Raw genomic sequence first — 19,204 nt, forward strand, 5'->3', positions numbered from 1 at the left:
ATGGCTGCCACGATGTCGACACAAACCATTTCCCCCGCCCGTCCGGCGCACCCCACTCAGCTTCCCGGCACCCCGGGTTTAATCAACGCCCTCAAGCCTGGTCAGCGCTATGTCATAGGCGCGCCGCCCGGCTCGGGAGACGCGTGGTTGCTGGCCGACCTGGCGAAAACGGCGGGCAAAACACTCCTGGTGCTTTGCGCCGACCCGCTTGCCGCGCAGCGTATTGCCGAAGAGGCCGTGCGTTTCAGCCCCGGCCTGCGCGTGCGCCAGTTGCCAGACTGGGAAACCCTCCCCTACGATAGTTTTTCACCCCACCAAGACCTGATATCAGAACGCCTCGAAACGCTGCATGCCCTCATGAACAATGAGGTCGATATCATTACCGTGCCTGTCAGCACAGCGCTCTACCGGCTTGCACCCCCGTCTTTCCTTGCTGCCTACACCTTTTCGTTCAAACAAGGCGACAAGCTGAACGAAGAAAGCCTGCGCCAGCAGCTTACGCTGGCCAATTATGCGCATGTCACGCAAGTGACCGCGCCAGGCGAGTTCTGCATCCGTGGCGGCCTGATCGACCTGTTCCCGATGGGCTCGGCCGTTCCCTACCGAATCGACCTGTTCGACGACGAAATCGAGTCCATCCGCAGCTTCGATGTCGATACGCAGCGCAGTATTTATCCGGTTCGCGAGGTTCGTCTGTTGCCAGGGCGAGAATTCCCCATGGACGAAGGCGCTCGAACCCAGTTCCGGGCACGGTTTCGCGAGGTCTTTGAAGGCGACCCGTCACGTGCACTGCCGTATAAAGATATCGGCAACGGCATTGCCTTTGCGGGGGTAGAGTACTACCTGCCTCTGTTCTTCGAACAAACCGCCACACTGTTCGATTACCTGAAAGGCGACACGCTGACCGTCACTATCGGCAACATCGAGGGGGCCATCCAGCACTTTGCCCAAGATACGCAAAGCCGCTATCAGTTCTTGAAAAGTGATCGCGAGCGCCCGGTTTTGCCGCCGGGCGAGCTGTTTTTGGGTACCGAGGCTTTATTTGGCGCACTCAAGAATTTTGCCCGACTAGCCATTACGTCCGAATCAACACACCCCGACTTTGCCCCGGCACCTGCCGTGGCCGTCGCGCGCCGCGCCGAAGACCCGGTTGCCCGCCTGCGGGCGCTCGTCAGCGCAGGGGATACACGCGTTGTTTTATGCGCCGATTCGGCCGGCCGACGCGAGACGCTGCTGCAAATGCTAGAAGAGTTCGACCTGCAGCCCAACGCAGGCGCCGACAACCTGCACGATGCTTTCGCACTGAACGCGCCGTTTTGCATCACTGTTGCCCCGCTGACCACCGGGTTTGCTATCCCGGCCCGCGCACTCACCCTGCTGACCGAAAACGACCTGTATCCGGCAGTGGCACATGCCCCGCGCCGCAGTAGTCGGCGTGGTGGCGAAAGCAGCAATGCCGAGGCCATGGTGCGCGATCTGTCCGAATTGCGCGAAGGCGATCCGGTAGTACATGTACAACACGGTATCGGGCGCTATCATGGCTTGGTCGACATGGACCTTGGCGAAGGGAAAATGGAGTTCCTTCATCTTGAGTACGCGTCGGGCAGCACACTTTATGTACCCGTGTCGCAACTGCACCTTATTGCCCGCTATAGTGGCGCCGACCCCGACCAGGCACCCCTGCACCAATTGGGCAGCGGGCAATGGGATAAAGCCCGGCGCAAGGCCGCCAAACAAGTCCGTGATGCCGCCGCCGAGCTCTTGGCCCTTTACGCCATACGCGCTGCCCGCGAAGGCTACGCCTTCAAGTTGCCGCTCAACGACTATCAGGCATTTGCCGAAGGCTTTGGCTTCGAAGAAACGCCAGACCAGGCCGCCGCCATCGAAGCCGTCCTGAACGACATGACTTCGGGACGCCCGATGGACCGCCTGGTATGCGGCGATGTAGGCTTTGGTAAAACCGAAGTCGCATTAAGGGCCGCGTTTCTGGCCGTGGCCAACGGCAAGCAGGTTGCCCTGCTCTGCCCCACGACACTGTTGGCCGAACAGCATGCCCAGACGTTTGCAGACCGTTTCGCCGATTGGCCGGTAAAGGTCGTCGAACTGTCGCGGTTCCGTTCCACGAAAGAAGTCAACGCGGCATTGGCCGGCCTGGGCGACGGCACCGTCGATATTGTCATTGGTACACACAAAATATTGTCCAAAGACGTTGTTTTCAAACGTCTTGGCCTGGTCATTATCGATGAAGAACACCGCTTTGGCGTGCGCCAGAAAGAAGCCCTGAAAGCGCTGCGTGCCGAGGTCGACGTTTTGACGCTGACCGCCACGCCCATCCCCCGCACGCTGGGTATGTCGCTCGAAGGCATTCGCGACTTCTCGGTCATTGCCACTGCGCCGCAGAAGCGCCTGGCTATTAAAACGTTTGTACGCCGCGAAGACGGCAGTACCATCCGCGAGGCGCTGCTGCGCGAACTGAAACGAGGCGGGCAGGTTTACTTCTTGCACAACGAAGTCGAGACCATTCATAACCGGCGGGCTCGCCTTGAAGAACTCGTGCCCGAAGCGCGCATTGCCGTGGCGCATGGCCAAATGCCCGAGCGCGAGCTTGAGCAAGTCATGAAAGGCTTTTACCAGCAAAAGTACAACGTCTTGCTGTGCACCACCATTATCGAAACCGGCATCGACGTACCCACGGCCAACACCATCGTCATCCACCGCGCCGATCGCCTGGGGTTGGCCCAGCTGCACCAGTTGCGCGGGCGTGTTGGCCGTTCGCACCACCAGGCCTACGCGTACTTGTTAACGCCAGGCGAAGATGCCATCACCACCAATGCTAAAAAGCGGCTGGAAGCCATTCAATCGATGGAAGACCTTGGCGCCGGTTTTTACCTGGCCATGCACGACCTTGAAATTCGGGGTACGGGTGAAGTTCTAGGTGAGTCGCAGTCCGGCAATATCCACGAAGTGGGCTTTGCCATGTATTCGGAAATGCTCAACACCGCGGTCAGGGCCTTAAAGGCGGGCGAAGAGCCCGACCTTGAGTCACCCTTTGCCGCCAAATGCGAAGTAAACCTGCACACCCCCGCCCTGCTGCCTGCCGACTACTGCCCCGATGTGCACGCACGGCTGGGCCTGTACAAAAAGTTGTCGCATGCCAATCACGAAGATGACCTGATCACTTTGCAAGAAGAGCTGATTGACCGCTACGGCAAACTGCCGGAGCCCGCGCAAATGCTGCTGGCAACGCACCGCTTGCGCCTTGAGGCCGAAGCGCTGGGTATTGTGAAGATCGATGCCAGTGAGAACGCAGCGCTTGTGCAGTTCTCGGCCAAGCCCAATGTCGACCCTTTGCGTATCATTCAACTGGTGCAAACCCAGCGCAATGTAAAACTCGCAGGGCAAGACAAGCTCAAGGTCGAGTTCAAGGCAGCGGGCAGCACGTCCAAAGAGCTCACCAACCCGGTCAACACCCGTATCAACGCATTGCGTGGCATTATGCGGTCGTTGCATTAACCCGGGCACGCACCTGGCACCTGGCACCTGGCACCTAATCATTTTTATTCGCCGTTATTCATCATGACTCACCTCGTCCTTCAAGCGCCCACACTCGACAACCTGCGCGTCGAAAAAATTGCAGCGCTGGCCCAAGCCGCCTCGCTCAAGCCCATTAACAACACGGCGGTCAAGCTGCAAGATATCGACGCAAGCGCCCGCGCCGACATTGCAGCGCAATGTCACGACCTGGGGATTGATGCCGCATTTCTCGACACCGTTCGCCCACTGGCCGAATGCAAAATTCTGGCCATGGACATGGACTCAACGCTGATCAACATCGAGTGTATTGACGAGATTGCCGATATGGTGGGGCGTAAGGCCGAAGTGTCGGCCATCACCGAAGCGGCCATGCGTGGCGAGATCAAAGACTTTTCTGAAAGCCTGCGGCGGCGTGTAGCGCTGCTTGAGGGCGTTACGGTTGACGCCCTTGAGCGCGTTTATTCAGAGCGACTTCAGTTGAATGCCGGCGCCGAGAAACTAATTAAAACCGTTCAGGCCGCAGGGTTGAAAACCATGCTGGTGTCGGGCGGTTTTACCTTGTTTACCGAAAGGCTGAAAGCGCGCCTGGGGCTGGACGAGGCCCATGCCAATACGCTTGAAATTGTTAACGGCAAGCTGACCGGACGCGTGTTGGGCCCGATTGTCGACGCCCAGGGCAAGGCCGACTACCTGACCGCACTGGCCCAACGAACCGGTGCAGCGTCAACGCAAATTATTGCCATGGGTGACGGCGCCAACGACCTGAAAATGCTGTCTTTGGCCGAGTATTCGGTGGCTTACCGTGCCAAGCCGGTTGTGCGTGAACAAGCCAACTTTGCGTTGAGCTTTTGTGGCCTTGATGCCGTGCTTAACTGGTTTTGCCCGGCCGGTGCCGCATAAGGTAGCGGTAAACATACCCGGGGTACGCCATTACCAAAAACAAGCTAAGCGTAATGGCGTAGAACTCCCAACCCTGAACAAATACATTGCCCATGCTGGCCTCGAAGGCAAAGGCCAACACACCCACCAGCGCATAAAACACCAGCACTTCTACAAGGCGGTCGAAAAACGATTTGCCCGCAGCCGGCGTAGACGCCATTTCGCTGGCGCTGCGCCTGGCCACAACGCTAGGGTAAGCCATGAGGGCCACCACTAAAACCAGCAATATCGCTACGCGCAGCAGCATGCCGATGGGGGACATCAGGCCCTGACCCACCCACCATAAAGTACCTGCACCCAGGCCCGCCAGTACAACAAAAAACAACAGCGACTCGAACCAGCGCATGGGCCCTTGTGCAAAGCGCCCGCCTGGCGCCGCCCAAGGCAGCACCAGCAGGGGCTTGTGTGTGGCAAACGGCAAATTGGCCGTTACCAACGAGAGCAAAATCAGTAGAACGATTGCCAGTGTTTGATCCATGGTGGTGACTTAAAAGCCCAAAGAGCTGTCGATGACCGACACGCAAAGGGCCATGAGGCCACCCGGCAAGATACCCAACACCAAAATGGCCAGACCGTTTAACGACATCAGGCCGCTGGAGACCGTGCCGGTGGGAACTGCGTGCACCTCCCCCTCGGGCTCGTCGAAATACGCCATTTTTACGACACGCAGGTAGTAAAACGCACCAATGAGCGAGAAAATGACGGCGACAACAGCCAGCCAGACCAGACCTGCACCCACCAGCGCCTGCAACACGCTAAGCTTGGCATAAAAACCAACCAGCGGCGGGATACCGGCCAACGAGAACATGGTCAACATCAGGACGCCCGCCAGAATGGGACTGCGTTGATTCAAACCTTTAAGGTCGGAGATCTCTTCGCACTCGAAGCCGCTGCGGCTGAGCAACAAAATAACGCCAAATGAAGCCAGGGTGGTCAATACATACACCACCATATAAAACAGCGATGCCCCATAGGCTTCTGTAGCAATGGGCTGGTTGTCGACCATGCCCGAAAGCAGGCCCAGGAACACAAAACCCATGTGTGAAATGGTGGAGTACGCAAGCATACGCTTGAAGTTGGTTTGTACGATGGCCGTCAGGTTACCCACGGCCAGTGACAACACCGCCAGAATAAGCAACATGGGCTGCCAATCGAAGGCCAGGCCGTGCAAGCCATCGACCAGCAAACGCATGACAATCGCGAATGCGGCCAACTTGGGTGCGCCACCTACAATAAGCGTTACTGCCGTAGGTGCCCCTTGGTAAACATCGGGCACCCACATATGGAACGGGACAGCCCCCAGCTTGAACGCCAAACCGGCCACAACAAACACCAGACCAAAGACCAGCGGCAGACGTTCGGCCTGATCGGATTCGATAACCTGGGCAATACCTGCCAGGTCGAGGAAACCGGTGGCGCCGTAAATCATAGATAAACCGTACAACAAAATACCCGACGCCAGCGAGCCCAGCACAAAGTACTTCATGGCCGATTCGGTTGCGTTGATGTTTTCGCGACGAAGCGCGATGAGCGCATACAGCGCAAACGACATGAGCTCGATACCCAGATAAACCGTCAGCAGGTTACCGGCCGAAATCATGACCATCTGCCCCAACAAGGCAAACAGCGTCAGCGTATAGAACTCGCCGCCGCGCGTCAGCATGTCGCGCTTGAAGGCGTACTCGCGACCGTACACCAGCGTAATGGCAACCGCAATATACGAGGCGAGTTTCAGGAAGTGCGAGAGCTCGTCGACCACGTAAAGGCCGCTGAAGGTTGTGCCCTCGACGCCGTCGCGCCACTGGATTGCCGAGACGGCAGTGACCGCCGCCAGCGAGGCCAGCGTCAGCCAGAACGTTAATGAGCGATCGGACGACTTGCTGAAGGCATCGACCAGCAGCACCAGCACAGCCAGAATCAGCAGCAGAATTTCGGGTAATGCCAAAGCGAATAGAAATTGGTATTGCATAATGATCCGGGCCTACAGTTTCGAGACAGAGACGTGGTCGAGAAGCGCCTGCACCGAAACGTGCATCACGTCGGTAAAGGGCTTGGGATGAATACCCATGTAAAGCACCATAACGGCCATGATGCCCAACAGGAAGAATTCGCGTCGATTCAGGTCGGACAAACCACGGACTTCGTCGTTGGTAATGTCGCCGTAGGCCACACGCTTGACCATCCACAACGAATACGATGCCCCCAGAATAAGCGCCGTGGCTGTAAGCACACCGATCCAGAAGTTGTATTCGACGGCACCCATGATGACGGTGAACTCGCCAATAAAGCCGCTGGTGGCCGGCAAACCGGCGTTAGCCATGGAAAACAGCACGAAGAACGTGACGAACCGGGGCATGACACTGACCACGCCGCCGTAAGCGTCGATACGCCGCGTATGCATGCGATCGTAGAGCACACCAATACAAAGGAACATGGCACCGGATACAAAACCGTGCGACACCATTTGAACGATGGCGCCTTCGATACCAGCCGTGTTGAAAATAAAGAAGCCCAGGGTCACAAAGCCCATGTGCGCAACCGACGAATACGCCACCAGCTTTTTCATGTCGTCTTGAACAATGGCCACCAGACCAATATAGATAACGGCGATGAGTGACAACGCGATCATCAGGCCCGCCAGGCTGTGCGAGGCATCGGGCGCGATGGGCAACGAGAAACGCAGAAAGCCATACGCGCCAAGCTTGAGCATGATGGCCGCCAGCACGACCGAGCCCCCGGTAGGCGCTTCGACGTGGGCGTCGGGCAGCCAGGTGTGTACCGGCCACATGGGGACCTTGACCGCAAAAGCGGCAAGCAAGGCAATAAAAATAAGTACTTGCGGCGTGTAGGCCAGCTTGAGGTCGTGCCAGGTTTGGATGTCGAATGACCCGCCAGAGGCATGCCACAAATACAAGAACGCAACCAGCGTCAGCAGGGAGCCCAGCAACGTGTACAAGAAGAACTTGAACGCCGCGTAGACGCGGTTCGGGCCACCCCAGGCACCAATGATGATGTACATCGGAATGAGGGTGGCTTCGAAGAAGACATAGAACAGCATGCCGTCGAGGGCTGCGAACACACCGACCATCAGACCTGACAAAATCAGGAAAGACGCCATGTACTGTGCAACCTTCTTGGTAATGACTTCCCAGCCGGCAATAACCACAATAATGGTAATGAATGCCGTCAACAGGACAAACCACAACGAAATACCGTCGATACCCAGGTGATAGTTAATCGCGAACGATTCGATCCAGGGTGCCTTTTCGACAAACTGCATATCGGCAGTGCTGTTGTTGAAACCCAGATACAGGGGAATCGTGACCAAAAACCCCAGCACCGCGCCGATGAGCGACAGCCAGCGCGTCAGGCCGGCCCGATCATCACGACCCAACAGCAGCACGACCAGGCCTGCGATGATCGGGACGAAAATCGACAGTGTGAGCCAAGGGAGAGAAGAAGACGCCATATCGCTAGCCATCAGTGAACCGTCAGGACAAAAAAGGTTAAGAACGCCAAAATGCCGATAATCATGGCAAAGGCATAGTGATAGATGTAGCCGGACTGCAGGTGGCGGCTGATGGCTGCCACAACGCCGACCACACGTGCACTACCGTTGACCAGCAAGCCATCGATCAGCCCACGGTCGCCCGCCTGCCACAGGCCACGACCCAGGCAGCGCGCGCCGCGCGCAATAATCTGCTCGTTGATCCAGTCGACGTAGTATTTGTTTTCGAGCACGGTATTAACGCCCGACAAACTACGCTTGATAGCGGCCGGCAGGGCCGGGTTCACCATATAGCAGTACCACGCCACAACCAACCCGGCCACCATCAACCAGAACGGCACGGTAACGAAGCCATGCAAGGCGTATGCCAGCCAGCCACTCCAATGTGACGCCAGCTCGGCCATGGCCGGGTGCTCGGGCAAGACCTTGATGACGCCATCGAAGTAGCTGCCGAAGAGCAACGGGTCGATGAACCAGATACCGGCAAATACGGACGGAATCGCCAGCAGCACCAGCGGCAGCGTGACCACCCAGGGAGATTCGTGCGGCGTACCCCCATGGTGACCGTGGTCGTCGTGGCCGTGCGAATCGTGCCCATGGTGGGCATTACCCGAGGTATCGAAACGCGGCTTGCCGTGGAAGACCAGGAAGTACACGCGGAACGAGTACAGGGACGTGACGAACACCCCAATGAGCGTTGCATAGTAAGCAAAACCGGCGCCCCAGACATTGGCTGCACCCGCGGCCTCGATGATGTTTTCTTTGGAGTAGAACCCGGAGAAGAACGGCGTACCGACAAGCGCCAACGTACCGATCAGGAAGGTGATCCAGGTAATAGGCATGTATTTGCGCAAGCCACCCATATTACGGATATCTTGATCGTGGTGCATGCCGATAATGACCGAACCCGCGCCCAGGAACAGCAACGCCTTGAAGAACGCGTGAGTCATGAGGTGGAAAATGGCGACCGAATAAGCCGAAGCCCCCAAGGCAACCGTCATGTAGCCCAGCTGAGACAACGTTGAGTACGCCACCACACGTTTGATGTCGGTTTGGATGATGCCCAGAATACCCAGGAACAACGCGCCGATGGAACCGATAACGATGACAAACGACAGCGCCGTCGACGACAGTTCGAACAGCGGCGAGAAACGCGCCACCATGAAAATGCCGGCCGTAACCATGGTTGCCGCGTGAATCAGTGCAGAAATGGGGGTCGGGCCTTCCATCGAGTCGGGCAGCCAGGCATGCAGCGGCACCTGGGCCGATTTACCCATGGCCCCGATAAACAGGCAGATACATGCGACGGTCAACAACTGCCAGTCGGTGCCCGGGAATGTGGTAGCCGATAACGTGTCGGCCTTGGCGAAGATATCGCCGTAGTGCATGGTGCCCGTATAGGCAAACAACAAGCCAATACCCAGAATGAAGCCAAAGTCGCCTACACGGTTGACCAGGAAAGCCTTCATGTTGGCAAAAATGGCCGTAGGACGCGTATACCAGAACCCGATAAGCAGATATGACACCAGGCCCACCGCTTCCCAGCCAAAGAACAACAGCAGCATGTTGTTCGACATGACCAGCATGAGCATGGAAAAGGTAAACAGCGAAATATACGAGAAGAATCGCTGGTAGCCCGGATCGTCGGCCATGTAGCCGATGGTGTAGATATGCACCATAAGCGACACCGAGGTGACCACAACCATCATGAGGGCGGAAAGCCCGTCGATAAGGAAGCCGATTTCGATGGGGATATTGCCGATCATGTTCCAGGTATAAACGGTACCGTCGAAGGTTTGGCCGTCAAGCACCTGAAGCAGGACGATGACCGAACCGATGAACGAAACCAGCACGCCCAGAATGGTGATGAGATGGGCGGCCGTACGGCCCACCTGGCGGCCCAGGAAACCGGTACCGAACAAACCGGCAATTAACGAACCGGCCAACGGCGCCAGTGCGATGAGAAGGTAAAGATTGGTTGAACTCATAATTGGCAATCCCATCAACCGTTAAGGTGATCCAGTTCTTCGACGTTGATGGTGTTGAGATTACGGAACAGCAACACCAAAATGGCCAGACCGATAGCGGCTTCGGCCGCAGCAACGGTAAGGATGAAGAACACGAACACCTGGCCCGAGGCTTCGCCAAACCAGGTAGAAAACGCAACAAAATTGATATTGGCCGACAGCAGGATGAGCTCGATCGACATGAGCAAAATCAGCAAGTTGCGACGATTTACAAAAAAGCCGAATACGCCAATACAAAATAGAATGGCCGACAAAATAAGATAGTGTGCAAGCGTAATGGTCATTTCGAAGCGTCCTTTTCTGTCTGCGAAGCCAGATTAACCAGACGCACACGGTCTTTGGCTCGCACTTTGACCTGTTCAGACGGGTTGTTGTATTTGACGTCGCGACGCTTGCGCAGGGTAAGTGCAATGGCGGCAACCATACCGACCAGCAAAATCACGGCGCCAATTTCGACCGCAAATACGTAGTCGGTGTACATCAGCTCGCCCAAGGCGCGCGTGTTGTTGTAGTCGGCAGGCAGATCAGCCGGGGGGCCGGCATCGAGCCAGGTACTGCCCAGCACAAAGGCCATTTCGAGAACCATGATGACGCCAATGAACAGGCCGGCAGGCAAGTACGCCTTGAAGCCCTTACGCAGGCTTTCGGAGCGCACATCGATCATCATGACGACGAACAGGAACAGCACCATGACGGCGCCAACGTACACCAGCACAAGCAAGAGTCCGAGGAACTCGGCGCCGATGAGGATCCAGAGCATGGCGGCCGTAAAGAACGCCAGAATGAGGTTGAGGACGGCGGTGATGGGGTTGGGTGCCGTGATTACACGGAACGCCGCCACCACCAGCACAATCGCCAGCAAGTAGAACAGGACGGTCGTAAATGTCATGGTTATCGGGCCCTGGGATTAACGGTAAGGCGCATCGGCTGCGCGTCGTGCGGCGATTTCGGGTTCGTAGCGATCACCGATGGCCAGCAGCATGTCTTTGGTGTAGTAGAGGTCGCCGCGTTTTTCGCCGTGATACTCGTGAATATGCGTTTCGACAATAGAGTCGACCGGGCAGCTTTCTTCGCAAAAGCCACAAAAAATGCACTTGGCCAGATCGATGTCGTAGCGGGTCGTACGGCGCGAACCATCGTCGCGCTCTTCGGACTCGATGGTAATCGCCATGGCCGGGCATACTGCTTCGCACAATTTACAGGCAATGCAACGCTCTTCGCCGTTGGGGTAACGACGCAGGGCATGCAAGCCACGGAAACGCGGCGATGCAGGGGTTTTTTCTTGCGGATAGCGTAATGTGACTTTGCGCCTGAAGAAATACTTGCCGGTCAGGCGCATGCCCTTGAGCATCTCGGAGAGCAGCAAACTGCCGAAAAAATCTTTAATTGCTTCCATGTTCAGCTCCTGTCATCCCTTATTGCCAGATGTTCCATGGCGTTTGCATCCAGATGGCGACCAGCAGCAGCCAGACCCCGGTAAACGGAATGAATACTTTCCAGCCCAAACGCATGATCTGGTCGTAGCGATACCGCGGAAACGTGGCACGGAACCAGATGAACAGCGATACGACAAAGAACGTTTTAACCCCCAGCCACAGCCAACCCGGCACCCATGTAAACGGTGCGATATCGACCGGTGGCAACCAGCCGCCCAAAAACATGATGGACGCCATGGCGGACAGAAGAATCATGTTGGCGTACTCGCCCAGGAAGAACAGCGCAAAAGCCGTACCTGAGTATTCGACCATGTGGCCTGCCACGATTTCGGACTCGCCCTCGACAACGTCGAAGGGGTGGCGGTTGGTTTCGGCCACACACGAAATCACGTAAATGACGAAGAGCGGCAGCAATGGCAGCCAGTTCCAGGACAGGAAATTAAGGCCGTTGTCGGCGAATGTACCGCGGTCTTGGCCCAGGACGATTTCACTGACGTTAAGCGAGCCCGACACCAGCAATACGGTGATCATCACAAAGCCAATGGCCAGTTCGTAGGACACCATTTGCGCTGCAGCGCGCATGGCGCCCAAAAACGCATACTTTGAGTTGGAGGCCCAACCGGCAACAATTACGCCATATACCCCGACCGATGTAATGGCCATGATGTAGAGCAAACCCGCGTTGATGTTGGACAACACCATTTCGGGGCCAAAAGGAATAATGGCCCACGCCGCCAAGGCCGGCATCAGGGTGACGACCGGTGCCAGGATAAACAGCACCTTGTTGGCCTGGCCCGGGATGACCAGTTCTTTGGTCAGCAGTTTGAAAACGTCGGCAAACGGCTGCAACAGACCACGAAACCCGACCCGGGTGGGGCCCAGACGAACGTGCATTGCACCGATCATCTTGCGTTCCCAGTAGGTGAGGTAAGCCACACAAAGAATGACGGGGACGGCAACCACCAGAATCATGACCAGTGTCCAGACCACGTACCACGCGGTCGGGCCGATAAGGTCGGTGCCGAACGCCTCAAGCATATTCAGCCATTCCATTTAAATTCGCTCCACGGAAAGTTGGCCAAAAGCACTGCCCAGACCCAGCGTTTGCGGGAAAGCAGCAGCCACGCGCACAGCCCCCTTGACCACCCCGTCATCAGCCTGGGCAAGCAATTCGGCCGAGCCGGAAGAAGACTTGACGCGTACCTGCTGGCCCGAAGACACACCCAGTTGTGCGAGGGTATCGGGGTGGGCACGCAAGACCGGGGCCTGCGATGCCGGCGCAGCCTGGAGGGGCTCGGCGCGACGCACGATGGCGTCGGTACGATAAATGGGCAGGTCGGTCACGCGCTCGATCGCCTGCGCGTTTGCAGACGCCAGACCCGGCTGAGACACGACTTGATTTGAAAGACGGTCTTGCACGTTCCCGGCAAACACCGAATCGCGCACGGACTCGGAGGTTTCGTCGTCGAAACCTTGCAGTTCGAACAGATTCCCCATGACGCGAAGCACCTTCCAGCCAGGGCGGGATTCGCCCAGCGGGGCAACGGTGCCACGGAAGCTTTGTGCGCGCCCTTCGGCATTGACAAAGGTGCCGGAAGTTTCGGTGTACGGGGCAATAGGCAGCATGACGCTGGCCCAGGCCTGAGCCGCCGAAGCATACGATGTGAGGGCCACCGAGAATTCGGCGGCCTGCAGGGTATTGACGGCTTGCTGACCGTTATCGGCGTCGAATTCGGGCTCGGCGTGCAACACGATAAACGCCTTGAGGCCTTGGGCAAGCATTTGCTCGGCAGTAAGGCCCTGCCCTTTGGGCACCGCACCGGCCAGGTAGCCGCCAACCGTGTTGCCACCCGGTGTAAGAAAGCCCAGCTTGCCTGAGGCCAATTGAGCAACCAGTTGGGCATTGGCCGCCAACAACGAGGCCTGCGGCGACGTAACCGCCATATTGCCCACGAGCACCGCAACATTACCGCCGGCAGCAAGGCTGTCGGCAATGCGTTGGGCTTCGGGTGAGACGTCGACGCCAGCGAACGCGGCAGGGATGGCTTGGCCCTTGATTTGCGCCAGGGCCGCACCAACTTGTGCCAAAGCGTTAGGCAACTGCGAAGGCGCCGCCGCAAGGCGACTGGCAACCGGGAACAGCGGGTCGTCGTGCGCGGCATCGATAAACGACACCTGCGTGCCGCGCTTGGCGGCTTGACGCAGACGCTGTGCGAACAAGGGATGGTCTTTACGCAAGAACGAGCCCACCACCAGGACAGCGTCGAGATTGTCGAGCTCGGCGACAGGCATGCCCAGCCAAGGCGTACCGGCAATTGCCGCGCCGAAGGACGGGTCGGTGTAACGCAAACGAAAATCGACGTTTTCGGACCCCAGACCACGGGCAAGCTGCGCCAGTAGCGCGAGCTCTTCGGTGGTGGCCATGGGGCTGCCAATAGCGCCGATGGCGCCGGCACCATGTGCTTCGCGAACTTTGTTCAGCCCCTTGACCACGGCCTGCAGGGCATCGCCCCAGGACACTTCGTGCCACTGACCGTTGGCGTCTTTGACCATGGGGTGAGCCAGGCGATCTTCTGTGTTCAGCCCAGCATAGGCAAAGCGATCGCGGTCGCTGATCCAGCACTCGTTGACGGCTTCGTTTTCGAAGGGAACCACGCGCATGACCTGGTCGCCCTTGACCTGGACGACGATGTTTGCACCCACGCTGTCGTGAGGGCTTACGGCGCGACGCCGGGCCAGCTCCCAGGTACGGGCGGTGTAGCGGAATGGCTTGGATGTCAGCGCGCCAACCGGGCAGATGTCGATCATGTTGCCCGACAGTTCGGACTCGACGGCGCGGCCAACGAATGTGGTGATTTCGGAGTGCTCGCCACGGTTGAGCATCCCCAGTTCCATCACGCCGGCGATTTCTTGACCGAAGCGGACGCAACGCGTGCAATGAATGCAACGTGGCATTTCTTCGGCAGAAATGAGCGGGCCCATGTCTTTATGGAACACCACGCGCTTTTCTTCCTGGTAGCGCGATTCGGAGCCACCGTAACCAACGGCAAGGTCTTGCAGCTGACATTCGCCGCCCTGGTCACAAATGGGGCAGTCGAGCGGGTGGTTGATCAGGAGAAACTCCATCACGCTTTTTTGTGCAGCAACGGCCTTTTCGGAGCAGGTGTGGACCACCATGCCGTTGGTGACGGGCGTAGCGCAAGCCGGCATGGCCTTGGGCGCTTTTTCGACCTCGACCAGGCACATGCGGCAGTTTGCCGCGATGGAGAGTTTCTTGTGATAGCAAAAATGCGGCACATAAAGACCCAGCTTGTTGGCCGCATGCATAACCATGCTGCCCTCGGGGACTTCGACCTGTTTGCCGTCGATGGTGAGTTCTACCATTAGCGTATCCTGAGCCTACAAATATTTGGGCACCACACAGCTTTTATGCTCGATGTGGTGTGCGAACTCGTCGCGGAAGTGCTTGATGAAACTGCGTACGGGCATGGCTGCCGCGTCGCCCAGGGCGCAAATAGTGCGGCCCATGATATTGAATGCAACGGAGTCGAGTACATCGAGGTCTTCGGGGCGACCCTGACCATTTTCGATGCGCTCGAGGATGCGATACAGCCAGCCGGTGCCTTCGCGACAGGGCGTGCACTGCCCGCAGCTTTCTTCGTAGTAGAAGTAAGACAAGCGCAGTAATGACTTAACCATGCAACGGGTTTCGTCCATGACGATGACGGCACCCGAACCGAGCATGGAGCCGGCTTTGGCGATGCTGTCGTAGTCCATGGTGGTTTGCATCATGATGTCGCCCGGGACGACCGGCGCACTGGACCCGCCCGGGATAACAGCCTTGAGCTTGCGGCCACCCTTGACGCCGCCGGCCAGTTCAAGCAGCTTGGAAAATGGCGTACCCATGGGGACTTCGTAGTTGCCCGGCAATTCGACGTCGCCCGACACCGAAAACAACTTGGTGCCGCCATTGTTCGGAATACCGGTTTCGAGGTAAGCCTGGCCGCTGTTACGGAAGATCCAGGGCACCGCCGCGAACGTTTCGGTGTTGTTGATGGTGGTGGGCTTGCCATACAGACCAAAGCTGGCCGGGAACGGCGGCTTGAACCGCGGCTGACCTTTTTTGCCTTCGAGCGATTCGAGCAAGGCGGTTTCTTCGCCGCAAATATAGGCGCCGAAACCATGAAACGCATGCAGCTGGAAGTTAAACCCGGAACCCAGGATATTGTCGCCCAAAAAACCGGCTTTGCGCGCTTCTTCGAGGGCTTCTTCGAAACGATCGTAGATTTCGAAGATTTCACCGTGAATGTAGTTGTAGCCGACGCTGATACCCATGGCGTAGGCGGCAATAGCCATGCCTTCGATAACGATGTGCGGGTTAAAACGCAAGATGTCGCGGTCTTTGAATGTACCGGGCTCGCCTTCATCGGAGTTGCAAACCAGATACTTCTGACCTGGCAAGTTACGCGGCATGAAGCTCCATTTAAGACCCGTGGGGAAGCCCGCGCCACCCCGGCCGCGCAAACCAGAAGCCTTGACTTCGGCGATGACATCTTCGGGCTTCATGCCCGACGTTAATATTTTGCGCAGGGCCTCGTAACCGCCGCGTTTAACGTAATCGTCGAGGCGCCAGTTCGTGCCATCAAGACCAGATACGATTTGCGGGTCGATATGGCGGCCATGAAAAATCATGCTGCGCGCCAAGTCGTTGTTGGGCGCGATGGTCAGGCCTTCGGAGAAAGACTGGAGAATATCGGCGGTGGTCATTGGGCACCTCCGTGTTTCTTGAGTTCGTTGATCATGGCATCGATTTTTTCTGGGGCCATGCGGACACACATGTGCTTGTTGTTGACCAGCATGACGGGAGAATCGCCGCACGCCCCCATGCATTCGCCTTCGAGCAAGGTAAACAGGCCGTCGGGCGTCGTTTCGCGAAACCCGATGCCCAATGTCTTCTTGATGTGCTCGGCCGCACCCACGCCGTCGCGAAGCGCACAGGGCAAGTTGGTGCACACGGTAAGCTTGAAGCGCCCGACCGGCTGCGTGTTGTACATGTTGTAGAAGGTGGCGACCTCTTGTACTGCAATAGGCGCCACACCAATGTAGCGAGCAACGTCTTCAATGACGTCGGCTGACAACCAGCCGGTTTCATCTTGGGCGATGGTTAAGGCAGCCATAATGGCCGATTGCTTCTGGTCGTCGGGGAACTTGGTCAGTTCCCGGTCGATCTTCTGGTAGGCTTGTTCTGAAAGCAGCATAATTTAAACCCGGTGTTTACCTTGTTGGCGCCGGTTAGCGGTCGATTTCACCAAACACGATGTCGAGCGTCCCGATAATAGTGACGGCGTCGGCAATCATGTGTCCACGCGACATTTCGTCGAGGGCCTGCAAATGCGCAAAGCCCGGCGCGCGGATTTTAAGGCGGTAGGGTTTATTGGCTCCGTCGGCAACCATATAAATACCGAACTCGCCTTTGGGATGTTCGACACCCGAATACACTTCGCCGCGCGGTACGTGCATACCTTCGGTAAAAAGCTTGAAGTGGTGGATCAGGTCTTCCATGCCCGTCTTCATGTCTTCGCGCGAAGGCGGGGACACTTTATGGTTGTCGGAAATGACTGGGCCAGGATTGTTACGCAACCACTCGACGCACTGGCGAATAATGCGATTACTTTCGCGCATTTCGGCCACACGCACCAGGTAGCGGTCGTAGCTGTCGCCGTTGGTGCCGACAGGGATATCGAACTCGAGACGATCGTAGACTTCGTAGGGCTGAGTGCGGCGTAAATCCCAGGCGATACCTGAACCACGCAGCATGGGGCCGGTAAAGCCAAGCGCCTTGGCGCGGTCGGGGTCGACCACACCAACGCCCACCAAACGCTGCTTCCAGATGCGGTTGTCGGTCAGCAGGGTTTCGTATTCGTCGACACACGCCGGGAACCGGTTGGTGAAGTCTTCGATGAAGTCGAGCATTGAACCCGAACGCGCATCGTTCATGGCTTTGAGCTCTTTGGCACTACGATACTTGCTGGTTTCGCCATACTGCGGCATGGTGTCGGGCAGATCGCGATACACACCACCCGGACGATAGTAAGCCGCGTGCATACGCGCACCGGAAACGGCCTCGTAGCAGTCCATCAGGTCTTCGCGCTCGCGGAAGGCATACAGGAACACCGCCATGGCGCCCACGTCGAGACCGTGCGAACCAATAGACATGAGGTGGTTGAGAATGCGGGTGATTTCGTCGAACATGACGCGGATGTACTGCGCCCGCAGCGGTACCTGAATGCCGGCCAGCTTTTCGATGGCCATGACGTAGGCGTGCTCGTTGCACATCATGGACACGTAGTCGAGGCGGTCCATGTAGGGCAATGCCTGGATGAACGTTTTATGCTCGGCGAGTTTTTCGGTGGCGCGGTGCAACAGGCCAATATGCGGATCGGCGCGCTGGATGACCTCGCCGTCGAGTTCGAGCACCAGGCGCAAAACGCCGTGTGCCGCAGGGTGTTGCGGGCCAAAGTTCAGGGTGTAGTTTTTGATTTCAGCCATGTTAACGCTCTACTCCGTAGCCTGCCTCGCGAACGATACGCGGCGTGATCTCGCGCGGCTCGATGGTAACCGGCTGGTAAACCACCCGCTTCTGTTCGGTGTCGTAACGCATTTCGACGTTGCCCGACAGCGGGAAGTCTTTGCGGAAAGGATGGCCGATAAAGCCATAGTCGGTGAGAATGCGACGAAGATCGGGATGCCCTTCGAAAACGACGCCGTACAAGTCAAAGGCTTCGCGTTCGAACCAGTTGACGCTGGGCCAGACGTTGACCAGAGATGCAATGACGGGGAAGTCGTCGTTGGGCACCCAGGCGCGAACACGCAGGCGCCAGTTGTGCGTAACCGACAACAGATGCAGCACCACCGCGAACCGCTGAGGAAACTTGGGCGCCGGCGCCATGAAGGCGGGCTCGCCGTAGGTTGCGTAGTCGACGCCGCACAGGTCGATGCAGGACTCGAACGCGAGCGCGGGTTTGTCACGCAGCACCGTACAGGCATCGACCCATTGGTCGGCGGATACTTCGAGGGTGAGTTCGCCAAATGCTTCGGTTAGCGCACAGGCCGCGCCAAACTGCGCCTGGAGGTTATTTTTTAGCGTTTCAAGCCGGGTCATGATGTGATCTTTTTACGGTAATGAAAACAGCCGACCGATTAACGGGCGATGGTATTGGTTAAACGGATTTTGTTCTGCATTTGCAGCAGGCCGTAAACCAGCGCCTCGGCCGTGGGCGGACAGCCCGGCACGTAGACATCGACCGGAACGATGCGATCGCAACCCCGCACAACCGAATAGGAGTAGTGGTAGTAGCCGCCGCCGTTGGCACAGGAGCCCATGGACACAACCCAGCGTGGCTCGGGCATTTGGTCGTAAACCTTGCGCAGGGCGGGCGCCATTTTGTTGCACAACGTGCCGGCAACAATCATGAGGTCGGACTGACGGGGGCTGGGGCGAAAAATAATCCCGAACTGGTCAAGGTCGTAGCGCGCCGCGCCGGCGTGCATCATTTCGACCGCGCAACAGGCCAGACCGAAGGTCATGGGCCATAAAGAGCCTGTTTTGGCCCAGTTCAGAAACTTGTCTGCACTGGTGGTGATAAAGCCTTCTTTCAGAATGCCGTCAATAGCCATGATTTTGCCTAAATGCCAAGAGAGGGGAAATGCGGAAAAGACAACGCAGAACGCGGCGCACCCGTTGGGCCGCGCCGCAAAAA

General features: G+C 57.5%; 16 protein-coding genes and 1 pseudogene. 2 read left to right on the forward strand and 15 right to left on the reverse strand.

The window, feature by feature from the left end; all coding sequences use genetic code 11:
* Positions 1-3,513 carry a transcription-repair coupling factor gene (mfd, locus tag GTU67_RS02160; protein ID WP_185778536.1) on the forward strand — a complete coding sequence of 1,171 codons (3,513 nt, stop codon included), beginning with the start codon at positions 1-3 and terminating at the stop codon, positions 3,511-3,513.
* 63 nt (positions 3,514-3,576) lie between these two features.
* Positions 3,577-4,434, forward strand: a complete 858-nt coding sequence (serB, locus tag GTU67_RS02165; protein WP_185778537.1) for a phosphoserine phosphatase SerB — start codon at positions 3,577-3,579, stop codon at positions 4,432-4,434.
* Here the strand turns inward: serB and GTU67_RS15250 are convergent.
* The 15 genes and pseudogenes from GTU67_RS15250 to GTU67_RS02235 all read right to left on the reverse strand — a co-directional run bounded on the left by GTU67_RS15250 (position 4,403) and on the right by GTU67_RS02235 (position 19,121).
* Positions 4,403-4,675 carry a DUF2818 family protein gene (locus tag GTU67_RS15250; protein WP_249417508.1) on the reverse strand — a complete coding sequence of 91 codons (273 nt, stop codon included), beginning with the start codon at positions 4,673-4,675 and terminating at the stop codon, positions 4,403-4,405. The genes serB and GTU67_RS15250 overlap by 32 nt on opposite strands.
* A gap of 102 nt (positions 4,676-4,777) precedes the next feature.
* Positions 4,778-4,951: pseudogene (locus GTU67_RS15255) on the reverse strand (DUF2818 family protein); the annotation flags it as partial.
* 9 nt (positions 4,952-4,960) lie between these two features.
* Positions 4,961-6,445, reverse strand: a complete 1,485-nt coding sequence (gene nuoN, locus GTU67_RS02175) for an NADH-quinone oxidoreductase subunit NuoN (protein WP_430458991.1) — start codon at positions 6,443-6,445, stop codon at positions 4,961-4,963.
* A 9-nt stretch (positions 6,446-6,454) separates the two neighbouring features.
* A complete protein-coding gene (locus GTU67_RS02180) occupies positions 6,455-7,957 on the reverse strand; it encodes an NADH-quinone oxidoreductase subunit M (protein WP_185778648.1) in 1,503 nt (500 codons plus the stop codon).
* Entirely contained in the window at positions 7,954-9,972 is a 2,019-nt protein-coding gene (gene nuoL, locus GTU67_RS02185; RefSeq protein ID WP_185778649.1) for an NADH-quinone oxidoreductase subunit L, read from the reverse strand. The genes GTU67_RS02180 and nuoL overlap by 4 nt, the downstream gene beginning before the upstream one ends.
* Before the next feature lie 11 nt (positions 9,973-9,983).
* On the reverse strand, positions 9,984-10,292 hold the full coding sequence (nuoK, locus tag GTU67_RS02190) for an NADH-quinone oxidoreductase subunit NuoK (RefSeq protein ID WP_093969112.1): 309 nt from the start codon (positions 10,290-10,292) through the stop codon (positions 9,984-9,986).
* Positions 10,289-10,897 (reverse strand): NADH-quinone oxidoreductase subunit J, encoded by a 609-nt coding sequence (locus tag GTU67_RS02195; protein ID WP_185778540.1) that lies wholly within the window; start codon positions 10,895-10,897, stop codon positions 10,289-10,291. Before GTU67_RS02195 ends, nuoK begins: the two co-directional genes overlap by 4 nt.
* Positions 10,898-10,915: 18 nt before the next feature.
* Entirely contained in the window at positions 10,916-11,404 is a 489-nt protein-coding gene (nuoI, locus tag GTU67_RS02200; RefSeq protein WP_185778541.1) for an NADH-quinone oxidoreductase subunit NuoI, read from the reverse strand.
* Between the two features lie 19 nt (positions 11,405-11,423).
* Entirely contained in the window at positions 11,424-12,497 is a 1,074-nt protein-coding gene (nuoH, locus tag GTU67_RS02205; protein ID WP_185778542.1) for an NADH-quinone oxidoreductase subunit NuoH, read from the reverse strand.
* Positions 12,498-14,828 (reverse strand): NADH-quinone oxidoreductase subunit NuoG, encoded by a 2,331-nt coding sequence (gene nuoG, locus GTU67_RS02210; RefSeq protein ID WP_185778543.1) that lies wholly within the window; start codon positions 14,826-14,828, stop codon positions 12,498-12,500. It lies immediately after the preceding gene.
* 15 nt (positions 14,829-14,843) lie between these two features.
* Positions 14,844-16,211: an NADH-quinone oxidoreductase subunit NuoF gene (nuoF, locus tag GTU67_RS02215; RefSeq protein WP_185778544.1), complete on the reverse strand. Its 1,368-nt coding sequence runs from the start codon at positions 16,209-16,211 to the stop codon at positions 14,844-14,846.
* Positions 16,208-16,702: an NADH-quinone oxidoreductase subunit NuoE gene (nuoE, locus tag GTU67_RS02220; protein ID WP_185778545.1), complete on the reverse strand. Its 495-nt coding sequence runs from the start codon at positions 16,700-16,702 to the stop codon at positions 16,208-16,210. The genes nuoF and nuoE overlap by 4 nt, the downstream gene beginning before the upstream one ends.
* Before the next feature lie 34 nt (positions 16,703-16,736).
* Complete coding sequence (locus GTU67_RS02225; RefSeq protein ID WP_123660995.1) at positions 16,737-17,993, reverse strand: NADH-quinone oxidoreductase subunit D; 1,257 nt, start codon at positions 17,991-17,993, stop codon at positions 16,737-16,739.
* A 1-nt stretch (position 17,994) separates the two neighbouring features.
* Positions 17,995-18,606, reverse strand: a complete 612-nt coding sequence (locus GTU67_RS02230; RefSeq protein ID WP_185778546.1) for an NADH-quinone oxidoreductase subunit C — start codon at positions 18,604-18,606, stop codon at positions 17,995-17,997.
* Between the two features lie 38 nt (positions 18,607-18,644).
* Entirely contained in the window at positions 18,645-19,121 is a 477-nt protein-coding gene (locus GTU67_RS02235; RefSeq protein WP_017524972.1) for a NuoB/complex I 20 kDa subunit family protein, read from the reverse strand.
* Positions 19,122-19,204: the final 83 nt, after the last annotated feature.

The sequence above is a fragment of the Pusillimonas minor genome, assembly GCF_014237865.1.
Lineage (GTDB): Bacteria > Pseudomonadota > Gammaproteobacteria > Burkholderiales > Burkholderiaceae_B > Neopusillimonas > Neopusillimonas minor.

Bases quoted from the DNA above. Each gene is read 5' to 3' on its own strand.
- mfd (WP_185778536.1), top strand. From the start codon at position 1: ATGGCTGCCACGATGTCGACACAAACCATTTCCCCCGCCCGTCCGGCG.
- serB (WP_185778537.1), top strand. From the start codon at position 3,577: ATGACTCACCTCGTCCTTCAAGCGCCCACACTCGACAACCTGCGCGTC.
- GTU67_RS15250 (WP_249417508.1), bottom strand. From the start codon at position 4,675: ATGGCTTACCCTAGCGTTGTGGCCAGGCGCAGCGCCAGCGAAATGGCG.
- nuoK (WP_093969112.1), bottom strand. From the start codon at position 10,292: ATGACCATTACGCTTGCACACTATCTTATTTTGTCGGCCATTCTATTT.
- GTU67_RS02195 (WP_185778540.1), bottom strand. From the start codon at position 10,897: ATGACATTTACGACCGTCCTGTTCTACTTGCTGGCGATTGTGCTGGTG.
- nuoI (WP_185778541.1), bottom strand. From the start codon at position 11,404: ATGGAAGCAATTAAAGATTTTTTCGGCAGTTTGCTGCTCTCCGAGATG.
- nuoH (WP_185778542.1), bottom strand. From the start codon at position 12,497: ATGGAATGGCTGAATATGCTTGAGGCGTTCGGCACCGACCTTATCGGC.
- nuoG (WP_185778543.1), bottom strand. From the start codon at position 14,828: ATGGTAGAACTCACCATCGACGGCAAACAGGTCGAAGTCCCCGAGGGC.
- nuoF (WP_185778544.1), bottom strand. From the start codon at position 16,211: ATGACCACCGCCGATATTCTCCAGTCTTTCTCCGAAGGCCTGACCATC.
- nuoE (WP_185778545.1), bottom strand. From the start codon at position 16,702: ATGCTGCTTTCAGAACAAGCCTACCAGAAGATCGACCGGGAACTGACC.
- GTU67_RS02225 (WP_123660995.1), bottom strand. From the start codon at position 17,993: ATGGCTGAAATCAAAAACTACACCCTGAACTTTGGCCCGCAACACCCT.
- GTU67_RS02230 (WP_185778546.1), bottom strand. From the start codon at position 18,606: ATGACCCGGCTTGAAACGCTAAAAAATAACCTCCAGGCGCAGTTTGGC.
- GTU67_RS02235 (WP_017524972.1), bottom strand. From the start codon at position 19,121: ATGGCTATTGACGGCATTCTGAAAGAAGGCTTTATCACCACCAGTGCA.